The organism is Streptomyces sp. NPDC007905 (assembly GCF_042959345.1).
GTDB lineage: Bacteria > Actinomycetota > Actinomycetes > Streptomycetales > Streptomycetaceae > Streptomyces.
The window spans coordinates 212,798-239,403 of record NZ_JBIBKS010000003.1 but is presented as its reverse complement, the minus strand read 5'-3'; the positions used below and the strand labels follow the sequence as shown (position 1 = coordinate 239,403).

At 69.5% G+C, this 26,606-nt stretch carries 14 protein-coding genes and 1 pseudogene; 11 read left to right on the top strand and 4 right to left on the bottom strand.

Annotated features, from left to right (window positions below; all coding sequences use genetic code 11):
- Positions 1-4: 4 nt before the first annotated feature.
- A complete protein-coding gene (locus tag ACFZDC_RS07460) occupies positions 5-202 on the bottom strand; it encodes a DUF4236 domain-containing protein (RefSeq protein WP_391321105.1) in 198 nt (65 codons plus the stop codon).
- Between the two features lie 353 nt (positions 203-555).
- On the opposite strand from ACFZDC_RS07460, the gene ACFZDC_RS07455 reads away from it, so the two are divergent.
- Positions 556-3,351: an aconitate hydratase AcnA gene (locus tag ACFZDC_RS07455; protein WP_391321103.1), complete on the top strand. Its 2,796-nt coding sequence runs from the start codon at positions 556-558 to the stop codon at positions 3,349-3,351.
- A gap of 97 nt (positions 3,352-3,448) precedes the next feature.
- Here the strand turns inward: ACFZDC_RS07455 and ACFZDC_RS07450 are convergent.
- Both ACFZDC_RS07450 and ACFZDC_RS07445 read right to left on the bottom strand, forming a co-directional pair.
- Positions 3,449-3,892, bottom strand: a pseudogene (locus tag ACFZDC_RS07450) (endonuclease/exonuclease/phosphatase family protein); the annotation flags it as partial.
- A 283-nt stretch (positions 3,893-4,175) separates the two neighbouring features.
- On the bottom strand, positions 4,176-6,869 hold the full coding sequence (locus tag ACFZDC_RS07445) for a SpoIIE family protein phosphatase (protein ID WP_391321100.1): 2,694 nt from the start codon (positions 6,867-6,869) through the stop codon (positions 4,176-4,178).
- 471 nt (positions 6,870-7,340) lie between these two features.
- Between ACFZDC_RS07445 and ACFZDC_RS07440 the strand changes: the two genes are divergently transcribed.
- On the top strand, positions 7,341-10,643 hold the full coding sequence (locus tag ACFZDC_RS07440; RefSeq protein ID WP_391321098.1) for a GH92 family glycosyl hydrolase: 3,303 nt from the start codon (positions 7,341-7,343) through the stop codon (positions 10,641-10,643).
- A gap of 59 nt (positions 10,644-10,702) precedes the next feature.
- Here the strand turns inward: ACFZDC_RS07440 and ACFZDC_RS07435 are convergent, their stop codons facing one another.
- Positions 10,703-14,446 carry a GH92 family glycosyl hydrolase gene (locus ACFZDC_RS07435; protein ID WP_391321096.1) on the bottom strand — a complete coding sequence of 1,248 codons (3,744 nt, stop codon included), beginning with the start codon at positions 14,444-14,446 and terminating at the stop codon, positions 10,703-10,705.
- A gap of 402 nt (positions 14,447-14,848) precedes the next feature.
- Here ACFZDC_RS07435 and ngcE point away from each other — a divergent pair, with 402 nt between their 5' ends.
- The 9 genes from ngcE (at position 14,849) to dxs (ending at position 26,522) form a co-directional block, all read left to right on the top strand.
- Entirely contained in the window at positions 14,849-16,294 is a 1,446-nt protein-coding gene (gene ngcE, locus ACFZDC_RS07430) for an N-acetylglucosamine/diacetylchitobiose ABC transporter substrate-binding protein (protein ID WP_391321094.1), read from the top strand.
- Between the two features lie 28 nt (positions 16,295-16,322).
- On the top strand, positions 16,323-17,249 hold the full coding sequence (locus ACFZDC_RS07425; RefSeq protein WP_391321564.1) for an ABC transporter permease subunit: 927 nt from the start codon (positions 16,323-16,325) through the stop codon (positions 17,247-17,249).
- 4 nt (positions 17,250-17,253) lie between these two features.
- A complete protein-coding gene (locus ACFZDC_RS07420) occupies positions 17,254-18,180 on the top strand; it encodes an ABC transporter permease subunit (protein ID WP_391321092.1) in 927 nt (308 codons plus the stop codon).
- Positions 18,181-18,396: 216 nt separating this feature from the next.
- Entirely contained in the window at positions 18,397-19,455 is a 1,059-nt protein-coding gene (locus tag ACFZDC_RS07415; protein ID WP_391321090.1) for a hypothetical protein, read from the top strand.
- A 286-nt stretch (positions 19,456-19,741) separates the two neighbouring features.
- Positions 19,742-20,953, top strand: coding sequence for an ROK family protein (locus tag ACFZDC_RS07410; RefSeq protein WP_391321088.1), 1,212 nt, complete (start codon positions 19,742-19,744; stop codon positions 20,951-20,953).
- Positions 20,954-21,087: 134 nt separating this feature from the next.
- Entirely contained in the window at positions 21,088-22,191 is a 1,104-nt protein-coding gene (locus tag ACFZDC_RS07405; RefSeq protein WP_391321562.1) for a substrate-binding domain-containing protein, read from the top strand.
- A gap of 185 nt (positions 22,192-22,376) precedes the next feature.
- Positions 22,377-23,168 carry an ATP-binding cassette domain-containing protein gene (locus tag ACFZDC_RS07400; protein ID WP_391321086.1) on the top strand — a complete coding sequence of 264 codons (792 nt, stop codon included), beginning with the start codon at positions 22,377-22,379 and terminating at the stop codon, positions 23,166-23,168.
- Positions 23,165-24,466 carry a sugar ABC transporter permease gene (locus tag ACFZDC_RS07395; protein ID WP_391321084.1) on the top strand — a complete coding sequence of 434 codons (1,302 nt, stop codon included), beginning with the start codon at positions 23,165-23,167 and terminating at the stop codon, positions 24,464-24,466. The genes ACFZDC_RS07400 and ACFZDC_RS07395 overlap by 4 nt, the downstream gene beginning before the upstream one ends.
- 127 nt (positions 24,467-24,593) lie before the next feature.
- Positions 24,594-26,522 carry a 1-deoxy-D-xylulose-5-phosphate synthase gene (dxs, locus tag ACFZDC_RS07390; protein ID WP_391321082.1) on the top strand — a complete coding sequence of 643 codons (1,929 nt, stop codon included), beginning with the start codon at positions 24,594-24,596 and terminating at the stop codon, positions 26,520-26,522.
- Positions 26,523-26,606: the final 84 nt, after the last annotated feature.

The following is a 26,606-nucleotide window of genomic DNA, read 5'->3' as shown; positions in this document are numbered from 1 at the left end:
CCCGTCAACGGTCCCTGGTCGTCCGGGTGCGACGCCATCCGAAAGGTCCGGGCAAATCCACTGATGTCGTACGCCGTCCGGTGCTGCTGTGGGTGTGTCGCGGGCCGTGCTTGCCGCCGGTGGTGAGCGACCAGGAGTGCCGGTTGATGTTCAGTCGCACGCCGGGCAGGATCCGGAAGCTCTTGCGGAAAGTGAACGGCATGGATGCCTCCTTCGGTGGGGGTCGGGCCGGTTGCGCTCAACTCGGATACCCCGTACTCGCGCAGGGATGGCGGACCGGTCGCGAGGTGGTGTCCGGTGTGCGCGGATCCGCCCTGTGCGGGAGGCTCCGCTGTGGCGGACGCCACCGGGAAACGGCGGGACCGGGCCCGGCCGGACATGACCAGCCGGTCCCCATGTACTAGAGTTATCTCGACATCGAGATATCTGCCGAGGCGCGCCGTGGTCGCCACATCGGTAAGGCTTACCTAACTTAGCCTGCCCTCACTGGATCGGCCAAGCCGGTGTGGCGGCACGATTGACGGTGGTACGCGCACATCAATGAAGGAGACTGTCGTGTCGGCGAACAGCTTCGACGCCCGCAGCACGCTGCAGGTGGGCGACGAGTCGTACGAGATCTTCCGGCTGGACAAGGTGGAGGGCTCGGCCCGGCTGCCGTACAGCCTCAAGGTCCTGCTGGAGAACCTGCTCCGCACGGAGGACGGCGCGAACATCACCGCCGACCACATCCGCGCCCTCGGCACCTGGGACTCCCAGGCCCAGCCCAGTCAGGAGATCCAGTTCACGCCGGCCCGCGTGATCATGCAGGACTTCACCGGCGTTCCCTGTGTCGTGGACCTCGCGACCATGCGCGAGGCCGTGAAGGAGCTGGGCGGCGACCCGGCGAAGATCAACCCGCTGGCGCCGGCCGAGCTGGTCATCGACCACTCCGTCATCGCCGACAAGTTCGGCACCAACGACGCCTTCAAGCAGAACGTCGAGCTGGAGTACGGCCGCAACAAGGAGCGCTACCAGTTCCTGCGCTGGGGCCAGACCGCTTTCGACGAGTTCAAGGTCGTACCCCCGGGCACCGGCATCGTCCACCAGGTGAACATCGAGCACCTGGCCCGTGTGGTGATGGTCCGCGACGGCAAGGCCTACCCGGACACCCTGGTCGGCACCGACTCGCACACCACCATGGTCAACGGCCTCGGCGTCCTCGGCTGGGGCGTCGGCGGCATCGAGGCCGAGGCCGCGATGCTCGGCCAGCCGGTCTCCATGCTCATCCCGCGCGTCGTCGGCTTCAAGCTGACCGGCGAGCTGCCCGCCGGCACCACCGCCACCGACCTCGTGCTCACCATCACCGAGATGCTCCGCAAGCACGGTGTGGTCGGCAAGTTCGTCGAGTTCTACGGCGAGGGCGTCGCCGCCACCTCGCTCGCCAACCGCGCCACCATCGGCAACATGTCGCCGGAGTTCGGCTCCACCGCCGCGATCTTCCCGATCGACGACGAGACCCTGAAGTACCTGCGCCTGACCGGCCGCTCCGAGCAGCAGGTCGCGCTCGTCGAGGCCTACGCCAAGCAGCAGGGCCTGTGGCTGGACCCGAAGGCCGAGCCGGACTTCTCCGAGAAGCTCGAGCTGGACCTGTCCACGGTCGTCCCGTCGATCGCCGGCCCGAAGCGCCCGCAGGACCGCATCGTCCTGGCCGAGGCCGCCCAGCAGTTCGCCAAGGACGTCCTCAACTACGTCGAGGCCCCCGTCGCGCAGTCGCCGGACACCGCCGCCTCCCCGGTCGACGAGGCGAGCGCCGAGTCCTTCCCGGCCTCCGACGCCCCGGCCTACGGCCACCAGGAGAACGGCGCCGGCGCCCCGCAGCACGGCCAGCGCACCGGTGCCGTACCGTCCAACCCGGTCCGGGTCACCGCCCCCGACGGCACGACCTACGAGCTGGACCACGGTGCGGTGACGGTCGCGGCCATCACCTCCTGCACCAACACCTCCAACCCGTACGTCATGATCGGCGCCGCCCTCGTCGCCAAGAAGGCGGTCGAGAAGGGCCTCACCCGCAAGCCGTGGGTCAAGACCACCCTCGCCCCGGGTTCGAAGGTCGTCACCGACTACTTCGAGAAGGCGGGCCTGACCCCGTACCTCGACAAGGTGGGCTTCAACCTCGTCGGCTACGGCTGCACCACCTGCATCGGCAACTCCGGCCCGCTGCCGGAGGAGGTCTCCAAGGCCGTCAACGACCACGACCTCGCCGTCACCTCGGTCCTCTCCGGCAACCGCAACTTCGAGGGCCGCATCAACCCCGACGTCAAGATGAACTACCTGGCCTCCCCGCCGCTGGTCGTCGCGTACGCCATCGCGGGCTCCATGAAGGTGGACATCACCCGTGACGCCCTGGGCACCGACCAGGACGGCAACCCGGTCTACCTGAAGGACATCTGGCCCTCCGAGGCCGAGGTCAACGAGGTCGTCGCCAGCGCCATCGGCGAGGACATGTTCAACAAGTCCTACCAGGACGTCTTCGCGGGCGACGCCCAGTGGCAGGCGCTGCCGGTCCCGACCGGCAACACCTTCGAGTGGGACCCGCAGTCCACCTACGTCCGCAAGCCCCCGTACTTCGAGGGCATGGCGATGGAGACCACCCCGGTCACCGACATCGCCGGCGCCCGCGTCCTCGCCAAGCTGGGCGACTCGGTCACCACCGACCACATCTCCCCGGCCGGTGCCATCAAGGCCGACACCCCGGCGGGCAAGTACCTCACCGAGCACGGTGTGGAGCGTCGTGACTTCAACTCCTACGGCTCCCGCCGAGGCAACCACGAGGTCATGATCCGCGGCACGTTCGCCAACATCCGCCTGCGCAACCAGATCGCGCCGGGCACCGAGGGCGGCTACACGCGTGACTTCACGCAGGAGGGCGGCCCGGTCTCCTTCATCTACGACGCCTCGCAGAACTACCAGGCCGCCGGCATCCCGCTGGTCGTCCTGGCCGGCAAGGAGTACGGCTCCGGCTCGTCCCGCGACTGGGCGGCCAAGGGCACCGCGCTCCTCGGCGTCAAGGCCGTCATCGCCGAGTCGTACGAGCGCATCCACCGCTCGAACCTCATCGGCATGGGCGTCCTGCCGCTGCAGTTCCCGGAGGGCGCCTCGGCGGAGTCCCTCGGCCTGACCGGCGAGGAGACCTTCTCCATCTCCGGCGTGACCGAGCTGAACGACGGCACCACGCCGCGCACGGTCAAGGTCAGCACCGACACCGGTGTCGAGTTCGACGCGGTCGTCCGCATCGACACCCCCGGTGAGGCCGACTACTACCGCAACGGCGGCATCATGCAGTACGTGCTGCGCAGCCTGATCCGCAAGTAACACCAGCACGCGCTACGGCACGGCAGTCGAGGGCCGCATCCCCGGGGGGTGCGGCCCTTCGCCCTGTCCTCCCAGAGCTCTCGGCTCCGCGCGATGACCAGCTGATTGCGGCCGCCACCCGCAGGTGGTCGCTGCCGGTGGCCGGCGGCACCCGCGAGCCGTCCGGCTCCACGCCGCGGACCAGGATCTGGGCGACCCGCACCACCGGGAACTTCGCCGGCCAGGTGAAGCCGAAGCCGAAGCCGTGCCCGGCCGCGTCCTGGGCCGAGTGCGTCTGCGAGGTGATGCCGTCGAACACGCGGTCGCACATGGTGCCGTTCAGGTCGCCAAGCAGCACCACCCGCTCACTCGGATCGGCGGCGACGGCCCTGCCGAGCGCCTGCACGCCTGTGTTCCGCGAGGCCGTCCGGAAGCCTCCCCTGGGCATCACCCGCACGGACCCCAGGTGGGCCGCACAGACCGCCGGCGGCGCGAACGTGGCACCTTCGCGAGTCAACCGGTGCAGTCCGCCATCACGAGGGTCGCCGTCCCGCGGCGCGCCGACGATCCTTGCCGGACCGGCGCCCGGGGCCGGCCTACGCCCGTGGCCGGAGCACCACCGCCGGACGGAGTGCCCGACCCCGCACAGGGCTTCACGGCCGCTCGGAAGCCCGGTCTGAGGCGCTCCCGGTCGCTAGGGAGCCCGGTCTGAGGCGCTCCCGGTCGCTAGGGAGCCCGGTCTGAGGCGCTCCCGGTCGCTGGGGAGCCCGGTCTGAGGCGCTCCCGGCCGCTGGGGAGCCCGGTCTGAGGCGCTCCCGGCCGCTGGGGAGCCCGGCCTGACGCGCTCAGCCCGCGGGGAACTCCGGGATCTCCGGCAGCGCCACCTCGGCCCAGATCACCTTCCCCTGGGGCGTGTACCTGGTGCCCCAGCGCTCGGTCATCTGCGAGACCAGGAACAGACCCCGTCCGCCCTCGTCGGTCGTCGCGGCGTACCGCAGATGCGGCGAGGTGCTGCTGCCGTCGGCCACCTCGCAGATCAGCGTGCGGTCCCGGATCAGCCGTACATGGATCGGCTCGGAGGCGTAGCGGATCGCGTTGGTGATCAGCTCGCTCAGGACGAGCTCCATACCGAAGCCCAGCTCGGCCAGGCCCCACTCCTCGAGCTTTTCGGACACGGCGCCGCGCATCCCCGACACGGCGGCCGGGTCGCGCGGCACGTCCCAGTCGGCGACGTTCTCGGCCGGCAGCGCCCGGGTGCGCGCGATCAGCAGAGCCACGTCGTCCCCGGGCCGCTCGGGCAGCAGCTCGTCCAGTACCGCCCGGCAGCTCTCCTCCGGCGTCCGGTCGGGGTGACCGGCCAGCGCCCCACGCAGCAGCTCCATGCCCACGTCCAGGTCACGCGTGCGGTCCTCGATGAGCCCGTCGGTGTACAGGACGAGCTGGCTGCCCTCGGGGAGGTCCAGCTCGGCCGTCCGGAACGGCATGCCACCGAGGCCCAGCGGCGGCCCGGCCGGCACGTCCGGGAAGGTGACGCTGCCGTCGGGGTGGACCAGCGCCGGTGCCAGATGCCCCGCACGCGCCATGACACAGCGGCGCGTCACGGGATCGTAGATCGCGTACAGACAGGTGGCGCCCACGATCTCCCCGGCCGTCTCAGGACAGGCCTCGTCCTGATCGATGCGGCCGACCAGGTCGTCCAGATGACTGAGCAGTTCGTCGGGCGGCAGGTCGAGCGTGGAGAAGTTGTGCACCGCGGTCCGCAGCCGGCCCATCGTCGCGGCCGCGTGCAGGCCGTGACCGACCACGTCTCCGACGGCCAGCGCCACCCGGCTGCCCGGCAGCGGGATCACGTCGAACCAGTCCCCGCTGACGCCCGACTGGGCGGGCAGGTAGCGGTAGCCCACGTCGAGGGCGCTCTGCTCGGGCAGCGCCCGCGGCAGCAGGCTGCGCTGGAGGGTGACCGCCAGCGCGTGCTCACGGGTGTACCGGCGGGCGTTGTCGATGCTGACCGCCGCCCGGGCCACCAGCTCCTCCGCCAGCGACAGCTCCTCCTGGTCGAAGGGCTCCCGCTTGGAACGCCAGAAGTTGGCCATGCCCAGCACGACGCCCCGGGCCTTGATCGGGGCGGAGATGAGCGTGTGGATGCCGAAGTCCAGGATCTGCCGGGTGCGCTCGGGGTCCTGTGCCTGCCAGCCCGTCGAGGTCGACAGGTCGGTCACCAGCTCGGAGCGGCCGGCGTCGAAGCCGCGCGCCTGCGGGGTGGAGGGCAGGAAGTCGATCAGCCGGCCCTTCTCGTAGAGCGGATGGTCGTCGCGGATGCCGCCCACGGCGACGCGCCGCATGTCCGTCGCCGTGGGGGCCGGTTCCTCGCCGTGCAGCACGGCGTCGGCCACGTCCACGGTGACGAAGTCGGCGAAGCGGGGGACGGCGAGCTGTGCCAGCTCGTCGGCCGTGCGGACCACGTCCAGGGTGGTGCCGATGCCCAGTCCCGCGTCGTACAGCAGCTCGAGCCGCTCCCGGGTGACCTCGGCCCTGCCGGACACGGCCTGCAGCTCGGTGGAGTCGCGGAGCGTCACCACGGTCCCCCGGGGTCCTCCCGCACGGTCCGTCGGCCGCTGGTTGACGGCCAGTAGCCGTCCTCCGGCGAAGTGCACCTCGTCGGTGGCCTCCCGTCCGGTGACGAGCAGTTCCATCATCTCGGGGTCGAGGCCCGACAGCTCCCGCACGTTTCGTCCCTCGGCTTCCGGGGGGAGCTCCAGCAGCCGCCGGGCCTCGTCGTTGGCCAGCAGCAGCCGGCCGCTGCCTCCGACGATGAGCACTCCCTCCCGCACCGAGTGCAGCACCGTGTCGTGGTGCTCGTACATGCGGGTCATCTCGTCCGGGGCCAGGCTGTGGGTCTGCCGCCGCAGCCGCCTGCCCACCAGTGCCGTCCCGCTGGTCGACGCCACGAGCGCGGCCGCACCGGCGCCCAGGATGATCGGCAGCTGCCGGTCCACCTCGTTGGTCACGTTCTTGACCTTCAGGCCGGCGGAGACGAGGGCCGTCACCTTGCCGTGGGAGTCGTAGATGGGGACGGTCGCCTGCACCTCGTGGCCGAGTGGGCCGTGGACGCTCTCGGTGTACACCTTCCCGGCCAGCGACGGCTCGATCTTGCCCACGAACCGCTTTCCGATCTTGCTCGGAATGGGGTGCGTGTAGCGGATGCCCTTGGTGTCCATGACCACGATGAAGTCGACGCCGGCGGTCTTGCGCCCCGCCTCGGTGAGCGGCTGGAGCACCTTGGAGGGCGCGGGCGAGTGCAGCGCCTGCACGACGCCAGGAGAGTGCGCGAAGGTCTGTGCGACGGCTATGGACCGGCGCCTGGCCTCCGTGCCGGTGTCACGTTCCGACTGCAGGACAAGGGCGAAGACGGCGCAGACCACGAGCACCACGACCAGAGCCGCCTGCAGGACGAAAACCTGCCCGGCAACACTGCGCGGGATCTTGCCGATCAACGAGCGACACGAGTTGTGCCCGGATCGGCCGATTCGGTCCGACATGCGACATTTCTAACACCGGCGTTTCCAGGTGACTATGGCCGGTCCAAGCGATGGACATCACATTTGTCGGCCAAGACCGTATGGGAGCGCTCCCAAAAACCTCATCACCCCTTGTCAGCCGGTCGGTTGAGTCGCTCTGGGCGGACCCGGTGGCCGTGCTCACCGGGTCCGCGAGCCGGGCAGGGGAGGGGGGTGGCGTCCCTGCCCGGGTGGTGCTGGCTTGTGAGGTCGAGGTCTTGGGCGGGCCTCGACCGAGTGGGCGCGACAACGTTGTCGAGTGGTCTGTACATGACTTTACCGCCTCAACCGACAACGATGTCAACCCACTTGTGGTGGCCCGACGGGGTGATCCCGGGGTGTGCATGCGCGGGCGTACGCGGTCTTCCGTGCTACCGGTGGCGCACGCTACTGTCCCTGCGGCTTGTGCGACCAGTGGTGCGCGACCCGTCCGACAGGAGGAAGGGCCGCGCCATGCGTTTCCGTCCCACGTCCCTGCTGCTGGCCGCGCTGCTCGCGACCGGCACTTCCCCCGCTCTGGGCCTCGCTCGAGCGGGGGGACCCCCATCCCTGGCCCTCGCGGCGACCGCAGCTCCACCCGAGCTCGTCAAGGATCCGACCCCGTACGTGGATCCGCTGATCGGCACCAAGAACGGCGGCAACGTCTTCCCGGGCGCCGTCGTGCCCTTCGGCATGCTCTCCTGGAGCCCGGAGAACACCAGAGGCGACGCCACCCGCACCGCCGCGCCCGGCGGCTACCAGTACGACGCCACCCGCATCCGCGGCTTCAGCCTGACCCACATGTCCGGCACGGGCTGTGCGGGCGGCGGCGGCGACATCCCGTTCTTCCCGTACGCGGGCGAGGTCACCTCCTCCCCGGCGAGCGACACCAAGGACGCCGTCTACGCCTCGGGCTTCAGCCACGGCGACGAGACCGCCGAGCCCGGCCACTACAAGGTGGGTCTCGTCTCCGGCGTCACCGCCGACCTCACCGCGACCACCCGCACGGGCTCGGCCCGCTTCACCTACCCGGCGGACAAGCCCGCCTCGCTCCTCGTGCGCACCGCCGGCTCCGAGGTCGGCTCGGAGGACTCGACGATCATCATCGACCCGGCGACCCGCACCATCTCCGGCTCGGTCACCTCGGGGAACTTCTGCGGCTACCTCGACCCGGAGGGGCAGCGCTCCTACTACACGCTGTACTTCACCGCCCGCTTCGACCGCGCCTTCACGGCCACCGGCACCTGGCAGGACGACACACTGAGCCCGGGATCCCGGGAGGCGTCCGGCGGCACGGGCGGCTTCTCGCACGGCGGGCGGCCCGTCGCCGGCAAGGGTGCCGGCGGGTACGTGCGGTTCGCGCCGGGCCCCGGCCCGGTGAACGTCAAGGTCGGCATCTCCTACGTCAGCCGGCAGGCCGCCGAGGCCAACCTCGGGGCGGAGAACCCGCCCGACCGCTCCTTCGAGGCGGTGCGGGCCGCGGCCCGGCGGGCCTGGCGCGACCGGCTGGCCGCCGTCCGCGTCGGCGGCGGCACGGACACCGACCGCACCACCTTCTATACCGCCCTCTACCACGCCCTGCTCCACCCCAACGTCATCAGCGACGCCGACGGCCGCTACCGGGGCAGTGACGGGAAGGCGCACCGGGTGGGCCGCGGCCACCGTGCCCAGTACGGCACCTTCTCCGGCTGGGACGTCTACCGCGACCAGGTGCAGCTGCTCACGCTCCTCGACCCGCGCACGGGCTCCGACGTCGCTCAGTCGCTGTACGAACTCGCCGGGCAGAACGGCGGCGTCTGGGACCGCTGGCTGCACGGTGCGAGCGGCACCCACGTCATGAACGGCGACCCCTCACCCACGGCACTGGCCGGCATCCACGCCTTCGGCGGCACCGGCTTCGACCTGAAGGGTGCCCTGGACTCGCTGGTCAAGGCGGCCACCGTGCCCACGCGGCAGGACCTGTCCGCGGCCGGCAAGCCGGTGCTGTCGGTGGGCCAGCGCCCCTCGCTCGACAAGTACCTCCAACTGCACTACATGCCCAGCGTGTCCAACGCCTGGGGCGGTGCCGCCGAGACCCTGGAGATGTCCACCGCGGACTTCTCCCTGGCCCAACTGGCCGCGGCGGCGGGGGAGAAGGGCACGGCGGCGGCCTTCGCCCGCCGGGCCCAGTGGTGGCAGAACAACTTCGACGTCGCGGCCGACCCGAGCGGCGGCTACATCGCCAACCGCAAGGCCGACGGCAGCTGGGTCACCGGCTTCACCCCGGACACCGGCAACGGGTTCGTGGAGGGCACGGCCGCCCAGTACACCTGGATGGTCCAGCACGACCCGGCCGGGCTCTTCGCCGCGCTGGGCGGGCGGGACCAGGCCCTGGCCCGGCTGGACGACTTCTTCCACACCGCCGACGGCGGCTGGGCCTTCACCGGCGACGGCGGCACCAAGTCCGAGCTGGACAACGAGCCGTCGATCAACGTGCCCTACCTGTACGACTACGCGGGCGCTCCCTACAAGACGCAGGAGACCGTCCGCGCGGCCATGCGGCGGCTCTGGTCGACCGAACCGGGCGGCATCCCGGGCAACGACGACCTCGGCGCGATGTCGTCCTGGTACGTCTTCTCCGCGCTCGGGATGTACCCCCAGGTGCCCTCGCGCGCCGAACTCGTCCTCGCCTCACCGCTGTTCGAACGGATCGAGATCGACCGCCCGCACGGCAACGACATCTCCGTGCGCGCGACCGGAGCGGCCGCCGACGCGCCGTACGTCCAGTCCCTGAAGGTCAACGGCCGTAGCAGCGCGCGGCCCTGGCTGCCCGCCTCCTTCGTGCGCGACGGCGGCCGCCTCGACTACACCCTCGCCACCACCCCGAACCGCACCTGGGGCACGGCCTCGCCGCCGCCGTCCTTCCGGGAGGGCGAGCAGCCGTACCAGATCGGCGTCGGCCCCACCGCCGCCACGGTGGCACCCGGCGACAGCACCGAGATCGGCATCCGTGCGCTGGCGCTGAGCGGCGGCAGCGGACCCGAGGTGCGCTTCCGGGTCCAGGCCCCGGCCGGTGTCACGGCCACGCCCGCCGAGGGCACGGTCACCGACGGCTCCCAGGAGATCACCCTCACCGCGGCCGAGGACGCCACCCAGGGCTTCTACGCCGTGAAGGTCACGGTGACCTCGGGCGACACCTCCTACGAGCAGCCGGTCTCGCTGACCGTGGCCGCTCCCGGCACCCTCCTCGCCGCCTACAACAACACCGGCATCTCCGACGACGAGGGCGAGCACGACGAGGCCGACTACGACGGCGGCGGCTGGAGCTACTCCCGCCAGGCCCTCGCCGCGGCCGGCCTGACCCCGGGCGGCCAGGGGACGCTCGACGGCCTCACCTTCACCTGGCCGAACTCGCCGGCCGGCCGCCCCGACAACGCCACGGCCGCCGGTCGGACGGTCGAACTCGCCACCCCCGCCACCCGGTTGTCCTTCATCGGCAGCGCGGTCAACGGCAACCAGCAGACCAAGGCGACCGTCACCTACACCGACGGCACGACCGACACCGTGGACCTCTCCTTCACCGACTGGACCGTCGGCGGCGGAGGCGGCACCGTCCAGTACGGCAACCAGGTCGTCGCCAGGACCGCGTACCGCAACGTCGCGGGCGCCGACAAGGACCCGGTGGCGACGTACGTCTTCGCCACCAAGCCGTTCAGCGCGCCGGAGGGCAGGAGCATCAAGAGCGTCCGGCTCCCGGAGAACACCGATCTGCACGTGTTCACCCTGGCCACCGGCTGAGCCGCCCATGACGAAGGGGCGGGCCCCGCGGGACCCGCCCCTTCCTCGTGCCCGGAGCGTCAGGCCAGCAGCTCCACCTCCGCCAGCGTCGACCGGCCGTCGAGGACCAGGCGGTACCTGGTGTACGAGCCCGGTGCGGCGATGGTGAACGCCCGGGTCTGACGGTCCCAGGCGAACGATTCCCCGGAGCGGTGGTCCAGGGTCTTCCAGCCGGTGCCGTCCGTGGAGCCCTGCAGGGTCCATCCGGCCGGCGCCGACGCGTGGTCGGCCGACGAGGTCAGCGTGTACTGGACGGCTCGAGTGGCCGCACCGACCGGGAGGTCCACCGAGGTGACGGTGGCGCTCGTCTCCGACGTGTTGTCGAACAGGGCGCCGTCACCCTTCAGCACGTCCGCGCGGGGCGTCGGCACCTTGTCGTCCTGGGTGATGGAGACCGGGGCCGCGTTGCGGCCGCTGCCCCATGTCGAGGGCTTGGAGCCCATGAAGAACTCCACCACCCCGCCCTTGGCCAGCAGCGAGTGGGGGAGCGAAGTGGACGTCCAGGGGCGGCCGTTGACCTTCACGCCCTGCACGTACACGTTCTTCACGCTGTTGCGCGGGGCCTTGATCACCAGGTCCCGGCCGTTCTCCAGGTGCACGGTCGCCTTCTTGAACAGCGGGGAGCCGATGGCGTACTCGCCGCTTCCCATGACCAGCGGGTAGAAGCCGAGCGAGGAGAAGAGATACCAGGCCGACTGCTCGCCGTTGTCCTCGTCGCCGTGGTAGCCCTGTCCGATCTCGCTGCCCGTGTAGAGGCGGGACAGCGCCTCGCGGACGTCGGCCTGGGCCTTCCAGGGCTCGCCGGCCGCGTCGTACATGTAGATCACGTGGTGCGCGACCTGGTTGGAGTGGCCGTACATGCCCATCCGGACGTCCCGTGCCTCGGTCATCTCGTGGATGACACCGCCGTACGAACCGACGTAGTCCGGCGAGGCGGTCTCCGGGGTGGCGAAGTACTCGTCGAGCTTGTCCGCGAGGCTCTGCCGGCCGCCGTACAGGTTGGCCAGGCCCCGGCTGTCCTGCGGCGCGGTGAAGGCATAGCCCCAGCCGTTGGTCTCCGTGTAGTCGTAGCCCCACACGCGCGGGTCGTACTTCGAGGAGTCCAGGCGCCAGTTCCCCTTGGCGTCACGGCCCTGGAAGAAGCCCGCCTTGGAGTCGAAGAGGTCGACGTAGTCCCGAGCGCGGTTGAGGAAGTACTGCGACTCCTCCTGGTAGCGCTTCTCGCCGGTCTTCTTGTACAGCGCCTCGCCCATCCTGGCGATGCCGTAGTCGTTGACGTAGCCCTCCATCGCCCACGACAGGCCCTCGTGCGTGTCGGTGCTGGTGTAACCGAGGAACGGCGAGGTGCTCATGCCCTTGCGACCCACACCCGAGGACGGGGGGACGACCGTCGCGTTCTTGACCGCCGCCTCGTACGCCGCCTTCGCGTCGAAGTCCACACCCTTGACGTACGCGTCGGCGAACGCCACGTCCGAGGAGGTGCCGGTCATCAGGTCGGCGTAACCGGGGGAGGACCAGCGGGAGGTCCAGCCGCCGTCCTTGTACTGCTGCACGAACCCGTCGACCATCTCGCCCGCCTGAGAGGGGGTCAGGAACGAGTAGGCCGGCCAGGTGGTGCGGTAGGTGTCCCAAAAACCGTTGTTGACGTACACCTCGCCGTCGACGATCTTCGCGCCCGTGTGCGTCGGGGTGTCCGGGCCCGGCATGGGGGAGAACGGCGAGGCGTACTGGTACTTTCCGCCCACCTTCTCGAAGCCGGAGTTCGGGTACAGGTACAGCCGGTACATGCTGGAGTACAGCGTGGTCAGCTGGTCCGGGGTCGCGCCCTGCACCTCGACCTTGCCGAGCAGCTTGTCCCAGGTCCGCTGGGCCCGTGCCTCGACGGTGCCGAAGGACGTGCCGTCGGGGATCTCTTGGCTCAGGTTGTCCTTGGCCTGGTCGATGCTGATCAACGAGGTCGCCAGACGCAGACCGACCGTGTGGTCCGCGCCCGCGTCGAACCGCAGATAGCCCTTCACCCCGCTGGAGCCGCCGTCCGTCACCGGCTTGTCGAAGACGCCGTACACGAACAGCCGCGTGGCCCCCGTCGACAGGCCCGACTTCACGTCCGAGTAGCCGGTGACGACGCCGTTCTCCTTGTCCAGGGTCAGGCCCGCCTGCTCGGTGACGTTGTCGAACAGCACGCTCGCGTCGTCGCCCGGGTAGGTGAAGCGCAGCGCCGCCGCGTGGTCGGTCGGTGCTATCTCGGCCTTCAGGCCGTTCTCGAACCGGACACCGTAGTAGTACGGCCGCGCGGTCTCGTTCTCGTGCCGGAAGGCCAGCTCCCGGGCCTCACGCCCGGTGTCCGGGGTGCCGGACGCGGCGGAGGGCATCAGCTGGAAGGTCTGCCGGTCGCCCATCCAGGGGCTGGGCTCGTGGCTCGCGCTGAACGCCTGGATCGTGGGCAGATTGTCGTCGTTGTTCGCACGTGCGTACTCGTACAGCCAGCTCAGCGAGGACGCGTTCGTCACCGGCGTCCAGAAGTTGAACCCGTGCGGGAGGGCCGCCGCCGGGAAGTTGTTGCCGCGCGAGAAGCTGCCGCTCGAGTTGGTGCCGCGGGTGGTCAGCGCGTAGTCCGACAGGTGTGCCTTCGGCGTCTGAGGGGCCGCCTGCCCGAGCGAGACGTCGTCTATCCAGCCCCGGAACTTCGCGGGGCCGTCCGGGGAGTCGTACGCCACCAGGATCCGGTCGACCGTCTTGCCGGCTGCCACCGAGCCGATCCGCGAGGCCACGTTGTTCCACTGGTTGACGTACAGCACCTTCGCCGCGCCCTGCCCGCGCGGCGACAGCGGGAAGCCGTGCTGGTCGGTCGGGCCCAGGCCGCTCAGGTAGGTGCCGTCGGTGAAGGCCAGGTCCACGGAGACGTTGGTGGCGTCGTAGTCCCGGTCGCCGTCGGCCATCGACGGGAAGATGCGGTACGACAGCTGCGTGTCGGCGCCGACCTTCACGTTCACGTCGAAGACCTTGTTGGACGAGTACGCCCGGCCGGCCGCGGTGTGCCGTCCGGCGTAGCGCAGCGCCCGCTTTCCGGTGAAACCGGCCCGCGCCTTGGCCGTCGGGGAACCACTCGGGCCCTTGTCGACCAGCGACAGCATGTCCTGCGGCACCGGGCCGCCCCCGCCGCCGGTCGAGAACTGCACGTCGGCGATCTGCAGGATGTCCGAGGCGCCGTTGTTCCTGCTCACGTCCAGCCGGAAGTGCTGGTACTCGGCCGGCTGGGCGAGGTCGTACGACTGCGTACGGAACCGCTCCGAGAAGGACTCGCCCGAGCGGGAGTCGACCGTCTTCCAGTCCTTGCCGTCCGTCGAGCCCTGGAGCGTCCAGTCCTTCGGGTCGCGCGCGTCGTCGTCGTTGGCCGAGGTGAGCGCGTACGTCACCAGCTTGATGGGCTTGTCGAGGTCGAACTCGACCCAGCCGGTGGGCTGGAAGGTCAGCCACTTGGTGCCGGGCTCGCCGTCGACGAGGTTCTCCTTCACCTCGCCCGCGCCCGCGTTCTCGCCGCTCGCCCGGACCTCGGTCACATGGTCGGTGACATTGCCCGGAATGCCCGTGCTGTAGCCGCCGTCCACGCCCGAGGCGCGCTTGCTGCCGTCCGGTCCGGTGTCGACGGTGTTCAGCCAGTCGGGTGCCGGATCCCCCGCCTCGAACGAGGATGCGAACTCCCGGTCGAGGGCCTGTCCCTGCGCGGGCAGGGCGACCGCCGCGCCCTGTGCGCCGACAGCCATGACAAAGGCGGCCGTGAGGACGACCGCCGGACCGCATCTGTGCCGAGTTCTCCGCTGCATGTACGGATTCCCTCCCTGCGCCGGCTTTGGACAACGTTGTCAATTTCGGGACGCAGGAACCAGTAGGGCGTCAAGTGGCCCATGATGTCAAGGGTGTTGGGTGCGGCATTCAGGGTCCTATGTCGGGAATTTTTCCCGCAGAGCGCTCACCGGGCGCTCATATTTCCAAGAGGTCTCAACTCGGAAAAGACCCATGGCCAACCTTGCATTCGATCTTGCTCCGTCGGCCGGAAGTGGACTATACCTGTCGGCGTTTCCCCGCATGACCCTGCACTACCCGACCGCGGTGCCGGGCAGGATCCGGTTCACCGCCTGAGTCCTGGAGAAGGCGAGGACTTGAGCATGGGATCCACAGCGCACCACGGTGGCGAAGGTGTCGGCCGCCGCGATCTGATCAAGCGTTCGGCCGCGCTCGGTTTGGTGGCGGCCCCCGGAATGGGCCTGCTGTCCGCCTGCGCGAGCAGCGGCGGCGACGGACAGGACAAGGCGAAGGCGGGCAAGAAGACCGCGAAGAACCCGCTCGGCGTCAACGAGAGCGCCAAGATGGAGTTCGTCCTCTTCGACGGCGGCTTCGGCAAGGAGTACGCCCAGGACGCGGTGAAGATCTACCAGAAGGACTTCCCCAAGGCCACGGTGAAGTTCGCCGCCACCCAGAAGATCCAGTCCACCCTGCAGCCCCGCTTCAACCAGGGCAACCCGCCGGACCTCATCGACAACTCCGGCGCCGAGCAGATGGACATGGGCGTGCTCGTCGGCAAGAACCAGCTGGCGGACCTCACCCCGCTGCTGGACGCGCCGTCGTACGACGACCCCGGCAAGAAGGTCCGCGACACGCTGCGCCCCGGCATCGTGGAGATGGGCCAGTTCGACGGCAAGCCGGTCTGGATCCTGTACTACGCCTACACGGTCTACGGCGTCTGGTACTCGCAGAAGGCCCTGGACTCGCTGGACGCCACGTACCCCGAGACGTGGGACGAGATGCTCGCGGTCTGCGAGAAGGCCAAGAAGAAGGGCATGGCGGGCTGGACGTACGCGGGCAAGTACCCGTACTACATCCCCTTCTCGCTGTACCCCATGATCGGCAAGGTCGGCGGCCGCGAGGTGCTCGACGCCATCGACAACCTGGAGCCGAACGCCTGGAAGCACCCGGCGGTCAAGGCGTGCTTCGAGGCCTACTACGAGCTGTACAAGAAGGGCTACATCCTCAAGGGCACCCCGGGTCTGGACCACATCCAGTCGCAGACTGCCTGGGCCAAGGGCAAGGCGCTGTTCATCCCGAACGGCTCCTGGGTGGAGAACGAGTCGGCCAACGTCATCCCCGCCGACTTCAACCTCGCGGTCTCCGCGCCCACCGGTATCGACAGCTCCGACAAGTTGCCGTTCGGCACCATCTGGGCCTCCGGCGGTGAGCCCTTCATCGTCCCGGCCAAGGCGGCGAACGCCGAGGGCGGCATGGAGCAGCTGCGCATCATGCTCTCCGAGGCGTCCTCGAAGAACTTCACCGCCAAGGTGAAGTCGCTGACCGCGTACAACGGCGGCACCACCGGGATCCCTCTCACCCCGGGTCTGAAGTCGGGTGTGGCGGCGCTGGACAAGGCAGGATCCAACGTAGTGAATCCGCGCATCCAGGACTGGTATGTGCAGCTGCAGAAGGAGAAGATCGGTGTGGCCGGTCTCGGCGAGATGATGGCCGGCCGTCTCACCCCGGCCGAGGCCATCAAGAAGATCCAGGGCTTCGCCGACGAGGCCGCGAAGGACACGTCCATCAAGCACTACAAGCACCAGTAACCAGCACCTCTACAGCACCGGAGTGGCGATGCAGCACGGCAAGTACCGGTTCATCGTGGGGTTTCTGGCACTGCCCCTGGGACTGTACGCGCTCTTCGTGGTGTGGCCGTTCATCCAGTCCATCTATTACTCGTTCACGGACTGGACCGGCCTGAGCCCCGAATTCAGGATGGTCGGCTTCGACAACTACAAGAGGATGTTCCACGACGACATCTTCTGGAAGTCGTTGCAGCACAGTCTGCTGTTCGCCCTGGTGCTCCCGCTGGTGACGATCAGTCTGGCGCTGTTCTTCGCCTTCATGATCAATGTGGGCGGACGGCGGAGAAGGGGCGGCCCCGTGGTCTCCGGGGTCCGGGGCTCCTCCTTCTACAAGATCGTCTACTTCTTCCCGCAGGTCCTGTCCATCGCGATCGTGTCGCTGCTGTTCGCCTTCGCGTACAACCCGGACAGCGGCGCGATCAACTCACTGCTGCGCGGCATCGGCCTCGACAGCGTCCAGCCGCTCTGGCTGGGCGACCCGAGCCTCGCGCTGTGGTGCGTGATGGCGGTGCTCGTGTGGTCCACGGTCGGCTTCTTCGTGGTCCTGTTCTCCGCGGGCATGGCGTCGATCCCGGCCGAACTGTACGAGGCGGCCCTGCTGGACGGCGCGAGCCGCCTGACCACGTTCTTCCGCGTCACCCTGCCGCTGCTGTGGGACACCGTGCAGTCCGGCTGGGTCTACATGGGCATCCTCGCGCTCGGCGCCGAGTCGTTCGCGGTCGTACAGATCATGACGACCGGGCCGGGCGGTCCCGACTACTCGACCACCGTGATGGTCCTGTACGTCTACCAGAAGGCGTTCCGGGACGGTCAGGCCGCCTACGCCACCACCATCGGCGTCGCCCTGCTCGTCGTCACGCTCGCCTTCGCGGCGATCGTGATGCGGCTGGGCCGTCGCGAGCGGCTGGAGTACTGAAGCGATGAAGACGACCGAGACCCCCGCGCCGCTGCCGGCCGAGTCCGGAGCGACCGTCTCCAAGGTCGACGTGGCGCCGGCCGCGCGGCCCTCCGGGCAGAAGAGGGAGGGCGGCGTCCTCAACGCCTTCTCCCACGGCATCCTGGTCATCTGGGCGATCATGGTGGTCATGCCGCTGCTGTGGGCGGTGATGACGTCCTTCAAGGACGACAGCTCCATCTTCGGCTCGCCCTGGTCCCTGCCGGACAAGCTGCACTTCGACAACTGGGCGCGGGCGTGGACCGACGCCAACATGAGCGACTACTTCCTGAACACCGTTCTGGTGGTGGGCGGCTCGCTCATCGGCACCCTGGTCCTCGGCTCCATGGCGGCCTACGTCCTGGCGCGCTTCGACTTCCCCGGGAACCGCTTCATCTACTTCCTCTTCATCGGTGGCATGAGCTTCCCGATCATGCTGGCGCTGGTCCCGCTGTTCTACGTCGTGAACAACATGGGCCTGCTGAACACGATCCACGGCCTGATCCTGGTCTACATCGCGTACTCGCTGCCGTTCACGGTGTTCTTCCTGACGGCGTTCTTCAGGACGCTGCCCACGTCGGTGGCGGAAGCGGCCTTCGTCGACGGCGCCTCGCACACCCGTACGTTCTTCCAGATCATGCTGCCGATGGCCAAGCCGGGCTTGATCAGCGTGGGCATCTTCAACTTCCTGGGCCAGTGGAACCAGTACATGCTCCCCACGGTCCTCAACACCGACCCCGACAAGCGCGTCCTCACCCAGGGCCTGGTCCAGCTGGCGGTCAGCCAGGGCTACAAGGGCGACTGGTCCGGCCTCTTCGCGGGCCTGGTGATGGCGATGCTGCCGGTCCTGGCGGCGTACATCGTCTTCCAGCGCCAGGTGGTGGCGGGGCTGACGGCGGGCGCGCTGAAGTAGGCCGCCGGGCCCCTGCTACCGTCCGCCCGTGCCCTGCGAACCGACGCCAGACATACCGCGCCTGGTCGCGGAACTCGTCACCGGGATGAAGGCCGGGTCCTTCCGGCCCGCGCCGGCACGGCTGGGGGAGGCGGCGCGGGCGGCGGATCCGGACGCCCTGACGGCCGTCGTGGAGGCCCTCGCTCCTGGCTGCCCGGGCTCAGCGGGGACTTCGCCATGACCGCGGTCCTGGCGGGCGCCTGCGTCGAGTGGGGCGCGTCGCCCCTGGCCCTGGTCGACGTCATGCCCCGGCGCGCGGCGGAGGCCATGATCCGCAACGCGGCCGTGCCCGAGCTGGGGGCGAAGCCGGCACCCGGACGGCCGCTGCCGGAGCCGGTCAGCGAGTCCGCGCCGGACCTGCTGCGCACGCTGCTCCGGCGCAGGAGGTGGCGCCGGCGGTCGCAAGAGGGGGCCGTGGCCCGGGTCGCCATGTCCTGGTTCGACATGGAGGACTGGCTCAAGGCCCTGATCACCCTCATGGCCGACGCCCGTTTCCGTAGGGCCGTCCCCGCCGGCGTCAAGGCCGAGCTGCGCGAGGCGGCCGCCCTGGTCGCCCACCGCTCCCAGCGAGCCGCCTGGGCCGACTCGCTCACCGCCATGCTGGACGACGAACCGCTGATCGTCGTCGACCCCCGCACCCGCCGGGCGTACTCCCTCACCATGAGCGGCGTCGGCGACAACGGCCAGCTGCACATCCTCCGGGCCGACCGGCTCATCGGGGACCCCGGCCGGGGGCTGCTCGCCGGGGACCGTCCCGCCCGGTCCTGGGTGGCGGCGGCCACGGACGGCGACCCGCACCTCGGCCCCACCGACCCGGCGGTCCGCGCCTTCCGGCTCTTCGACGGCCGGGGCGCCTACGTCCACCCCGAGGGGATCCCGGCCGACATCGCTCCCGTGGACGGCACGCGGGTCCTCGCCGTGCACCCGCCGAACGGCACCTACGGCCTGGGTGCGGGGCGCGTGTTCACCCGTATGGCGCCGGCCCTCCGCCTGGAGCGGATCCTGGAACCCGCCGAGGCGGAGACGTGGCTGAGCCGGGTGGCTCCCGCGGTCGAGGACGACCTCATGGCGCAGGGGGAGGACGGCCCTCCGGGGCCGGCCCGCTCCCGGCCGTGCCGCACATCCGTCTTCGCCGGACGGCCCTTCGCACCTGCGATTCGCACATCGAGCGCGTTCCACCGGGTTACGACCCGGTCACGACCCGGTCACGACCCGCATCCCGGATTCCGCGGCTGAACGAACCGCCCGCTCCCGCCTCCGCCCCGCCGCGGCAGTCCGCGTACCCGGGCGGAAGGCCTGCCGGAACCGGTTTCCGCCCTGCTCCCGGTGGCCCGGGCATGTTCGGGTGACGTCCGCACCGGAACGAGTGAAGTGACAGCGATTTCCGTCAAGGACTTGACTGCGGTAACCCGTACAGCCGAGCTTGGAGTTCATAACTTGTAAGTGGCCCGGTTCCGCAGATGTGACCTGGGCCACGGGCGGCGCAGGGGCCGCCCGGCCGATGGCGGGAGTGGATGGGTCGATGGAGACTCCGGGGTCGCAGTCGTCGCTGCACCGAGCCAACCTGGAACGAGTCGTACGGGCCGTGCGGCTGGCCGGGTCGCTCACGCAGGCGGAGATCGCGCGGACGACCGGCCTGTCCGCCGCTACGGTCTCCAACATCGTGCGGGAACTGAAGGAGGGCGGGACCGTCGAGGTCACGCCCACCTCGGCGGGCGGCCGGCGGGCCCGCAGCGTCTCGCTCAGCGGGGACGCGGGCATCGTGATCGGCGTCGACTTCGGGCACACCCACCTGCGCGTCGCGATCGGGAACCTCGCGCACCAGGTGCTGGCCGAGGAGTCCGAGCCGCTGGACGTCGATGCCTCCTCCACCCAGGGCTTCGACCGGGCCGAGGAACTGGTCGATCGCCTGATCGCAGCGACCGGCGTCGACCGGGCCAAGGTGGCCGGCGTCGGCCTCGGCGTGCCCGGTCCGATCGACGTGGAGTCCGGGACGCTGGGGTCCACCGCGATCCTGCCGGGCTGGGGCGGCACCAAGCCCGCCGAGGAGCTGCGCGGGCGGCTCGGCGTGCCCGTGCACGTGGACAACGACGCCAACCTGGGCGCCCTCGGGGAGCTGGTCTGGGGCAGCGGCAAGGGCGTCCGTGATCTTGCCTACATCAAGGTAGCCAGCGGTGTCGGCGCCGGCCTGGTGATCGACGGCAAGATCTATCGCGGCCCGGGTGGCACGGCTGGAGAAATCGGACATATTACACTCGATGAATCCGGCCCGGTCTGCCGTTGCGGGAACCGTGGCTGCCTGGAGACCTTCACGGCCGCGCGCTACGTGCTTCCGTTGCTCCAGCCCAGCCATGGCACCGATCTGACGATGGAGGGCGTCGTACGGCTGGCCAGGGACGGAGACCCGGGCTGTCGTCGGGTGATCGCCGACGTCGGCCGCCACATCGGCAGTGGAGTGGCCAACCTCTGCAACCTTCTGAACCCGAGCCGGGTGGTCCTGGGCGGTGATCTCGCCGAGGCCGGAGAGCTCGTCCTCGGGCCCATCAGGGAGTCCGTCGGCCGCTACGCCATCCCCAGTGCGGCGCGCCAACTGTCCGTTCTCCCGGGAGCACTTGGGGGCCGTGCGGAGGTACTCGGAGCGCTCGCTCTCGCCCTCAGCGAGATGGGCGATTCGACCCTCTTGGACGGTTCTGTCGCCGGCGTCTTGCCTACGGTGCACCCTGCCTTCACTTAGAGAACGGATGGCACCGTTGCCATCTCGTTAAGGATTTACTTCTTGACGTCGCACGTGTGGCCGAGTTGACTTCCAGCCACCTCGGCCGCAACGACGCGGCCTCGTCAGGGAGGTTTAACAGAGTGAACACGCGTATGCGTCGTGCCGCCGTTGCTGTTGCCGCTGGTGCGATGGCCGTCTCGCTGGCCGCCTGTGGCAGTGCCAAGGAGTCCAAGGGCAGTGACAGCTCTTCTTCGGCGTCCGCCAAGAAGGGCGACAACATCAAGGTCGGTCTCCTCCTTCCGGAGAACAAGACCGCCCGCTACGAGAAGTTCGACAAGCCGCTGATCGAGAAGAAGATCAAGGAGCTGACGAACGGCAAGGCGGACTTCCAGTACAACAACGCCCGCCAGGACGCGAACCTGCAGGCCCAGCAGGTCGACACCATGATCACCAACAAGGTGGACGTCCTGATCCTGGACGCGGTGGACGCCAAGGCGATCCAGAACTCCGTGCAGAAGGCCAAGGACGCCGGCATCAAGGTCGTCGCCTACGACCGCCTCGCCGAGGGCCCGATCAGCGCCTACACCTCCTTCGACAACGAGGAGGTCGGCAAGACCCAGGGCGAGGCCCTGCTGAAGGCGCTGGGCAGCAAGGCCACCAAGTCCTCCAAGATCGTCATGGTCAACGGCTCGGTCACCGACCCGAACGCCGCCCAGTTCAAGAAGGGCGCGCACTCCGTCCTCGACGGCAAGGTCACCGTCGCCAAGGAGTACGACACCAAGGAGTGGTCGCCGGACAACGCCAACTCCGAGATGGAGTCGGCGATCTCGGCGGTCGGCAAGGGCAAGATCGCGGGCGTCTACTCCGCCAACGACGGCATGGCCGGCGGTATCATCACCGCGCTCAAGGCCGCGGGCCTGAACGTCCCGGTCACCGGCCAGGACGCCGAGCTGGCCGGTGTGCAGCGCATCGTCGCCGGTGAGCAGTACATGAGCGTCTACAAGCCGTACGCCCCCGAGGCCGACGCCGCCGCCGAGATGGCCGTCGCGCTCGCCAAGGGCGAGAGCCTGGACTCCGTCGCCAAGGACAAGGTCTCCTCCGGCTCCGCCAAGGACGTCCCGTCGGTCCTGGTCCCGGTCACCGCGCTGACCAAGGACAACATCAAGGACACCGTCATCAAGGACGGCGTCTACACGGTCGCCGAGATCTGCACGGGCAAGTACAAGTCCGCCTGCGACAAGCTCGGCCTCAAGTAAGCAGCAAGTCCCTTCCCAAGTACGGGCATTCGTCCTTGAATGCCCGTACGGGAACGGACGGACTGCCCAAGGCTCCTCCGGTGCCCCGCGCAATCAGACAGCCCCGCAAGCTCGGCGCGGGGCGCCGGACGGAAAATCCCCCCAAACTTCTGCACAACCTCCCGCCGGGTCAGGCGGCGAAGGAGATGGTTCACGTGTCCGCTACGCCCGTGCTGGCGTTGCGCGGGGTCTCCAAGCGGTTCGGTGCCGTTCAGGCGCTCACCGACGTAGAGCTTGAGGTCCACGCCGGTGAAGTGGTCGCCCTGGTGGGCGACAACGGCGCCGGAAAGTCCACGCTGGTCAAGACGATCGCCGGCGTGCACCCCATCGATGAGGGCGCCATCGAGTGGGACGGCAAGCCCGTGTCGATCAGCAGGCCGCACGACGCCCAGGCCCTGGGCATCGCGACGGTCTACCAGGACCTCGCGCTGTGCGACAACATCGACGTCGTCGGCAACCTGTTCCTCGGCCGCGAGCTGCGGAAGTGGGGCGTCCTCGACGAGGTCGAGATGGAGCGCCGCTCCCGCGAGCTGCTCACCACGCTCTCGATCCGCATCCCGAGCGTCCGCATCCCGATCGCCTCGCTCTCCGGCGGTCAGCGCCAGACCGTGGCCATCGCCCGTTCGATGCTCGGTGACCCCAAGCTGGTCATCCTCGACGAGCCCACCGCCGCCCTCGGTGTCGAGCAGACCGCCCAGGTCCTCGACCTCGTGGAGCGCCTGCGCGAGCGCGGTCACGCCGTCATCCTCATCAGCCACAACATGGCGGACGTGAAGGCGGTGGCCGACAAGGTCGCCGTCCTGCGCCTCGGCCGCAACAACGGCGTCTTCGAGGTCAAGACGACCTCGCAGGAGGAGATCATCTCCGCCATCACCGGCGCCACCGACAACGCCGTGACCCGCCGTGCGGCGCGCACGAACGGGGAGGTTTCCAAGTGAGTATCGACAAGACCTCCGCGAACGTGGACAAGACTCCCGGCAAGCCCGTCGTGAACCCCGAGGCCGCGGCCGCCGCGGTCACCGCGGTCGACCCGCGCCTCCTGGTGCGCGAGCAGGGCCTGCTGGGCTACTGGAGCGAGTTCAAGCGCAAGATCAAGGCGGGTGAGCTGGGCTCCCTCCCCGTCGTCCTGGGCCTCGCGATCATCTGCATCATCTTCCAGGTCCTGAACTCCGAGTTCCTCTCCGCGCAGAACATCAGCAACATCACGGTCACGATGGTCGGCACGGGGATGATCTCCGTCGGCATCGTCTTCGTGCTGCTGCTCGGCGAGATCGACCTGTCGGTCGGCTCGGTCAGCGGCGCGGCCAGCGCCCTCGCGGCCGTCCTCACGGTCAACCAGGGCTGGCCCGAGTGGCTGGCCGTGCTCGTGGCCATCGCCGTCGGTGCCGCCATCGGCGCTCTGCACGGCTTCTTCTTCGCGGTCCTCGGCGCCCCCGCCTTCGCCGTGACCCTGGCCGGTCTGCTGTTCTGGCTGGGCTTCATGCTGAAGGTGCTGGGCGAGGACGGCACGATCAACCTCGACAGCGACGGTCTGATCGGCAAGCTGACCACCTACACCTTCACCGACGTGGCCGCCGCCTACGGCCTGGCCGTCGTCGTGGTCGCCCTGTTCTTCGTCAGCTCCTTCCTGGGCAACCGGCGCCGGGAGACCGCGGGTGTCCCGTCCCGGCCGCTCAGCGACACCGTCCTGCGCACGGCGCTGCTCGCGGTGGCCTCCTTCGCCGGCGCCTACATGTACAACCAGTACAAGGGCCTGCCGCTGGCCACGGTGATCTTCCTCGCCTTCCTGGTGGGCACCGACTTCGTGCTGCGGCGCACCCCGTACGGCCGCAAGATCTTCGCGCTCGGTGGCAGCGTGGAGGCGTCCCGGCGTGCGGGTATCAACGTCACGGCGGTGCGGATCTCCGTGTTCGCCATCTCCGGTGGGTTCGCGGCGATCGGCGGCCTGTTCCTGGCCTCGAAGATCGCCTCCGCCAACCAGAGCGCCGGTACGGGTGACCTGCTGATGAACGCGATCGCCGCGGCCGTCATCGGTGGCACGTCGCTCTTCGGTGGCCGGGGCCGCACGTGGAACGCCCTGCTCGGTGTGCTGGTGATCGTGTCGATCCAGTACGGACTGCAGCTGGAGTCCATCGCGGAGCCGGTGAAGTACATGATCACCGCGGCGGTCCTGCTGACCACCGTCGTCATCGACTCCATCACCCGCAAGACGCAGAAGACCGCCGGTCGCGCGTAGCGACTCGGAGGCGGAACAGTGCCCGGCGCCTGAAAGGTGCCGGGCACTGTCGTGTCCCACAAACCCGGAACATTAGACTCGACAAGCCCGGCAACAGCTCGATCAGCTCTACTGCAAGGAGGCACGGGTGCCGCTGCTGACCCGCATCAGGGGACCGCGCGATCTGGACCGGCTCAGCCTGGAGGAGCTGGACCAGCTGGCAGAGGAGATCCGGACCTTCCTCGTCGACGCCGTCTCCAAGACAGGCGGCCACCTCGGCCCCAACCTGGGCGTGGTCGAGCTCACCATCGCCCTGCACCGCGTCTTCGAGTCGCCGAAGGACAAGGTCCTGTGGGACACGGGCCACCAGTCCTATGTGCACAAGCTGCTCACCGGCCGGCAGGACTTCGCCCGGCTGAAGATGAAGGGCGGCCTGTCCGGCTACCCCTCGCAGGCCGAGTCCGAGCACGACGTCATCGAGAACAGCCACGCCTCCACGGTCCTCGGCTGGGCCGACGGCATCGCCAAGGCCAACCAGCTGAAGAAGCGGGACAGCCATGTCGTCGCCGTGATCGGTGACGGCGCGCTCACCGGCGGCATGGCCTGGGAGGCGCTGAACAACATCGCCGAAGCCAAGGACCGCCCGCTCGTCATCGTCGTCAACGACAACGAGCGCTCCTACGCCCCGACCATCGGCGGGCTCGCCAACCATCTGGCGACCCTGCGCACGACCGACGGCTACGAGCGCTTCCTCGCCCGCACCAAGGACATTCTCGACCGCACCCCGGTCGTCGGAAAGCCGCTGTACGAGACCCTGCACGGTGCCAAGAAGGGGCTGAAGGACTTCATCGCCCCGCAGGGCATGTTCGAGGACCTGGGCCTGAAGTACGTCGGCCCGATCGACGGGCACGACATCGAGGCGCTGGAGTCGGCGCTGGCCCGGGCGAAGAGGTTCCGCGGCCCGGTCATCGTGCACTGCCTCACCGAGAAGGGCCGCGGCTACCAGCCCGCCCTCCAGGACGAGGCCGACCGCTTCCACGCCGTCGGCAAGATCCACCCGGACACCGGCCTGCCGATCGCCTCCTCCGGCGCCGACTGGACCTCCGTGTTCGGCGAGGAGATGGTCAGGCTCGGTGAGGAGCGCGAGGACATTGTCGCCATCACCGCGGCCATGCTCCAGCCGGTCGGCCTGGACCGGTTCGCCAAACGGTTCCCTGAACGGGTGTACGACGTCGGGATCGCCGAGCAGCACGGTGCGGTCTCCGCGGCGGGCCTCGCCCACGCCGGGGTGCACCCCGTCTTCGCCGTCTACGCCACCTTCCTCAACCGCGCCTTCGACCAGGTCCTGATGGACGTGGCCCTGCACAAGTGCGGCGTGACCTTCGTGCTGGACCGGGCCGGCATCACCGGTACCGACGGCGCCTCGCACAACGGCATGTGGGACATGTCGATCCTGCAGGTCGTGCCGGGGCTGCGGCTCGCCGCCCCGCGCGACGCCGAGCAGGTGCGGGCGCAACTGCGCGAGGCCGTCGCCGTCGAGGACGCGCCGACCGTGGTGCGCTTCTCCAAGGGCGCGGTGGGCCCCGCCGTACCGGCCGTGGGCCGCGTCGGCGGCATGGACGTGCTGCGCGAGCCGGGCACCCACCGGCCGGACGTGCTGCTGGTCTCGGTGGGCGCCCTCGCCCCGATGTGCCTGGAGGTCGCCGCCCTGCTCGACAAGCAGGGCATCTCCACCACCGTCGTGGACCCGCGCTGGGTCAAGCCCGTCGACGAGGCGATGGCCCCGCTCGCCGAGCGCCACCGGGTCGTCGTCACCGTCGAGGACAACAGCCGCGTCGGCGGTGTCGGCTCCGCGATCGCCCAGGCCCTCAGGGACGCGGGAGTGGACGTGCCGCTGCGCGACTTCGGCATCCCGCCGCGCTTCCTCGACCACGCCTCGCGCGCCGAGGTCATGTCGGAGATCGGGCTGACCGCACCCGACATCGCCCGCCAGGTCACCGGACTGGTCTCCAAGCTGGACGGCCGGTTCGACCGTACGGCCGACGAGGTCGACTCCGTGGAGTCCGCTCGCGACTAGCCGAAAAGCGGTCCGACGGGCCGGTTCCGCCCTTCCTTGCGGTGGCGGAACCGGCCCGTTTGCGTGAACCTGCCTGTGCCGGGG

Coding starts and splice junctions, on each gene's coding strand:
- ACFZDC_RS07460 (WP_391321105.1), bottom strand. CDS start 202: ATGCCGTTCACTTTCCGCAAGAGCTTCCGGATCCTGCCCGGCGTGCGA.
- ACFZDC_RS07445 (WP_391321100.1), bottom strand. CDS start 6,869: ATGTCGGACCGAATCGGCCGATCCGGGCACAACTCGTGTCGCTCGTTG.
- ACFZDC_RS07440 (WP_391321098.1), top strand. CDS start 7,341: ATGCGTTTCCGTCCCACGTCCCTGCTGCTGGCCGCGCTGCTCGCGACC.
- ACFZDC_RS07435 (WP_391321096.1), bottom strand. CDS start 14,446: ATGGCTGTCGGCGCACAGGGCGCGGCGGTCGCCCTGCCCGCGCAGGGA.
- ngcE (WP_391321094.1), top strand. CDS start 14,849: ATGGGATCCACAGCGCACCACGGTGGCGAAGGTGTCGGCCGCCGCGAT.
- ACFZDC_RS07425 (WP_391321564.1), top strand. CDS start 16,323: ATGCAGCACGGCAAGTACCGGTTCATCGTGGGGTTTCTGGCACTGCCC.
- ACFZDC_RS07420 (WP_391321092.1), top strand. CDS start 17,254: ATGAAGACGACCGAGACCCCCGCGCCGCTGCCGGCCGAGTCCGGAGCG.
- ACFZDC_RS07415 (WP_391321090.1), top strand. CDS start 18,397: ATGACCGCGGTCCTGGCGGGCGCCTGCGTCGAGTGGGGCGCGTCGCCC.
- ACFZDC_RS07410 (WP_391321088.1), top strand. CDS start 19,742: ATGGAGACTCCGGGGTCGCAGTCGTCGCTGCACCGAGCCAACCTGGAA.
- ACFZDC_RS07405 (WP_391321562.1), top strand. CDS start 21,088: ATGCGTCGTGCCGCCGTTGCTGTTGCCGCTGGTGCGATGGCCGTCTCG.
- ACFZDC_RS07400 (WP_391321086.1), top strand. CDS start 22,377: ATGGTTCACGTGTCCGCTACGCCCGTGCTGGCGTTGCGCGGGGTCTCC.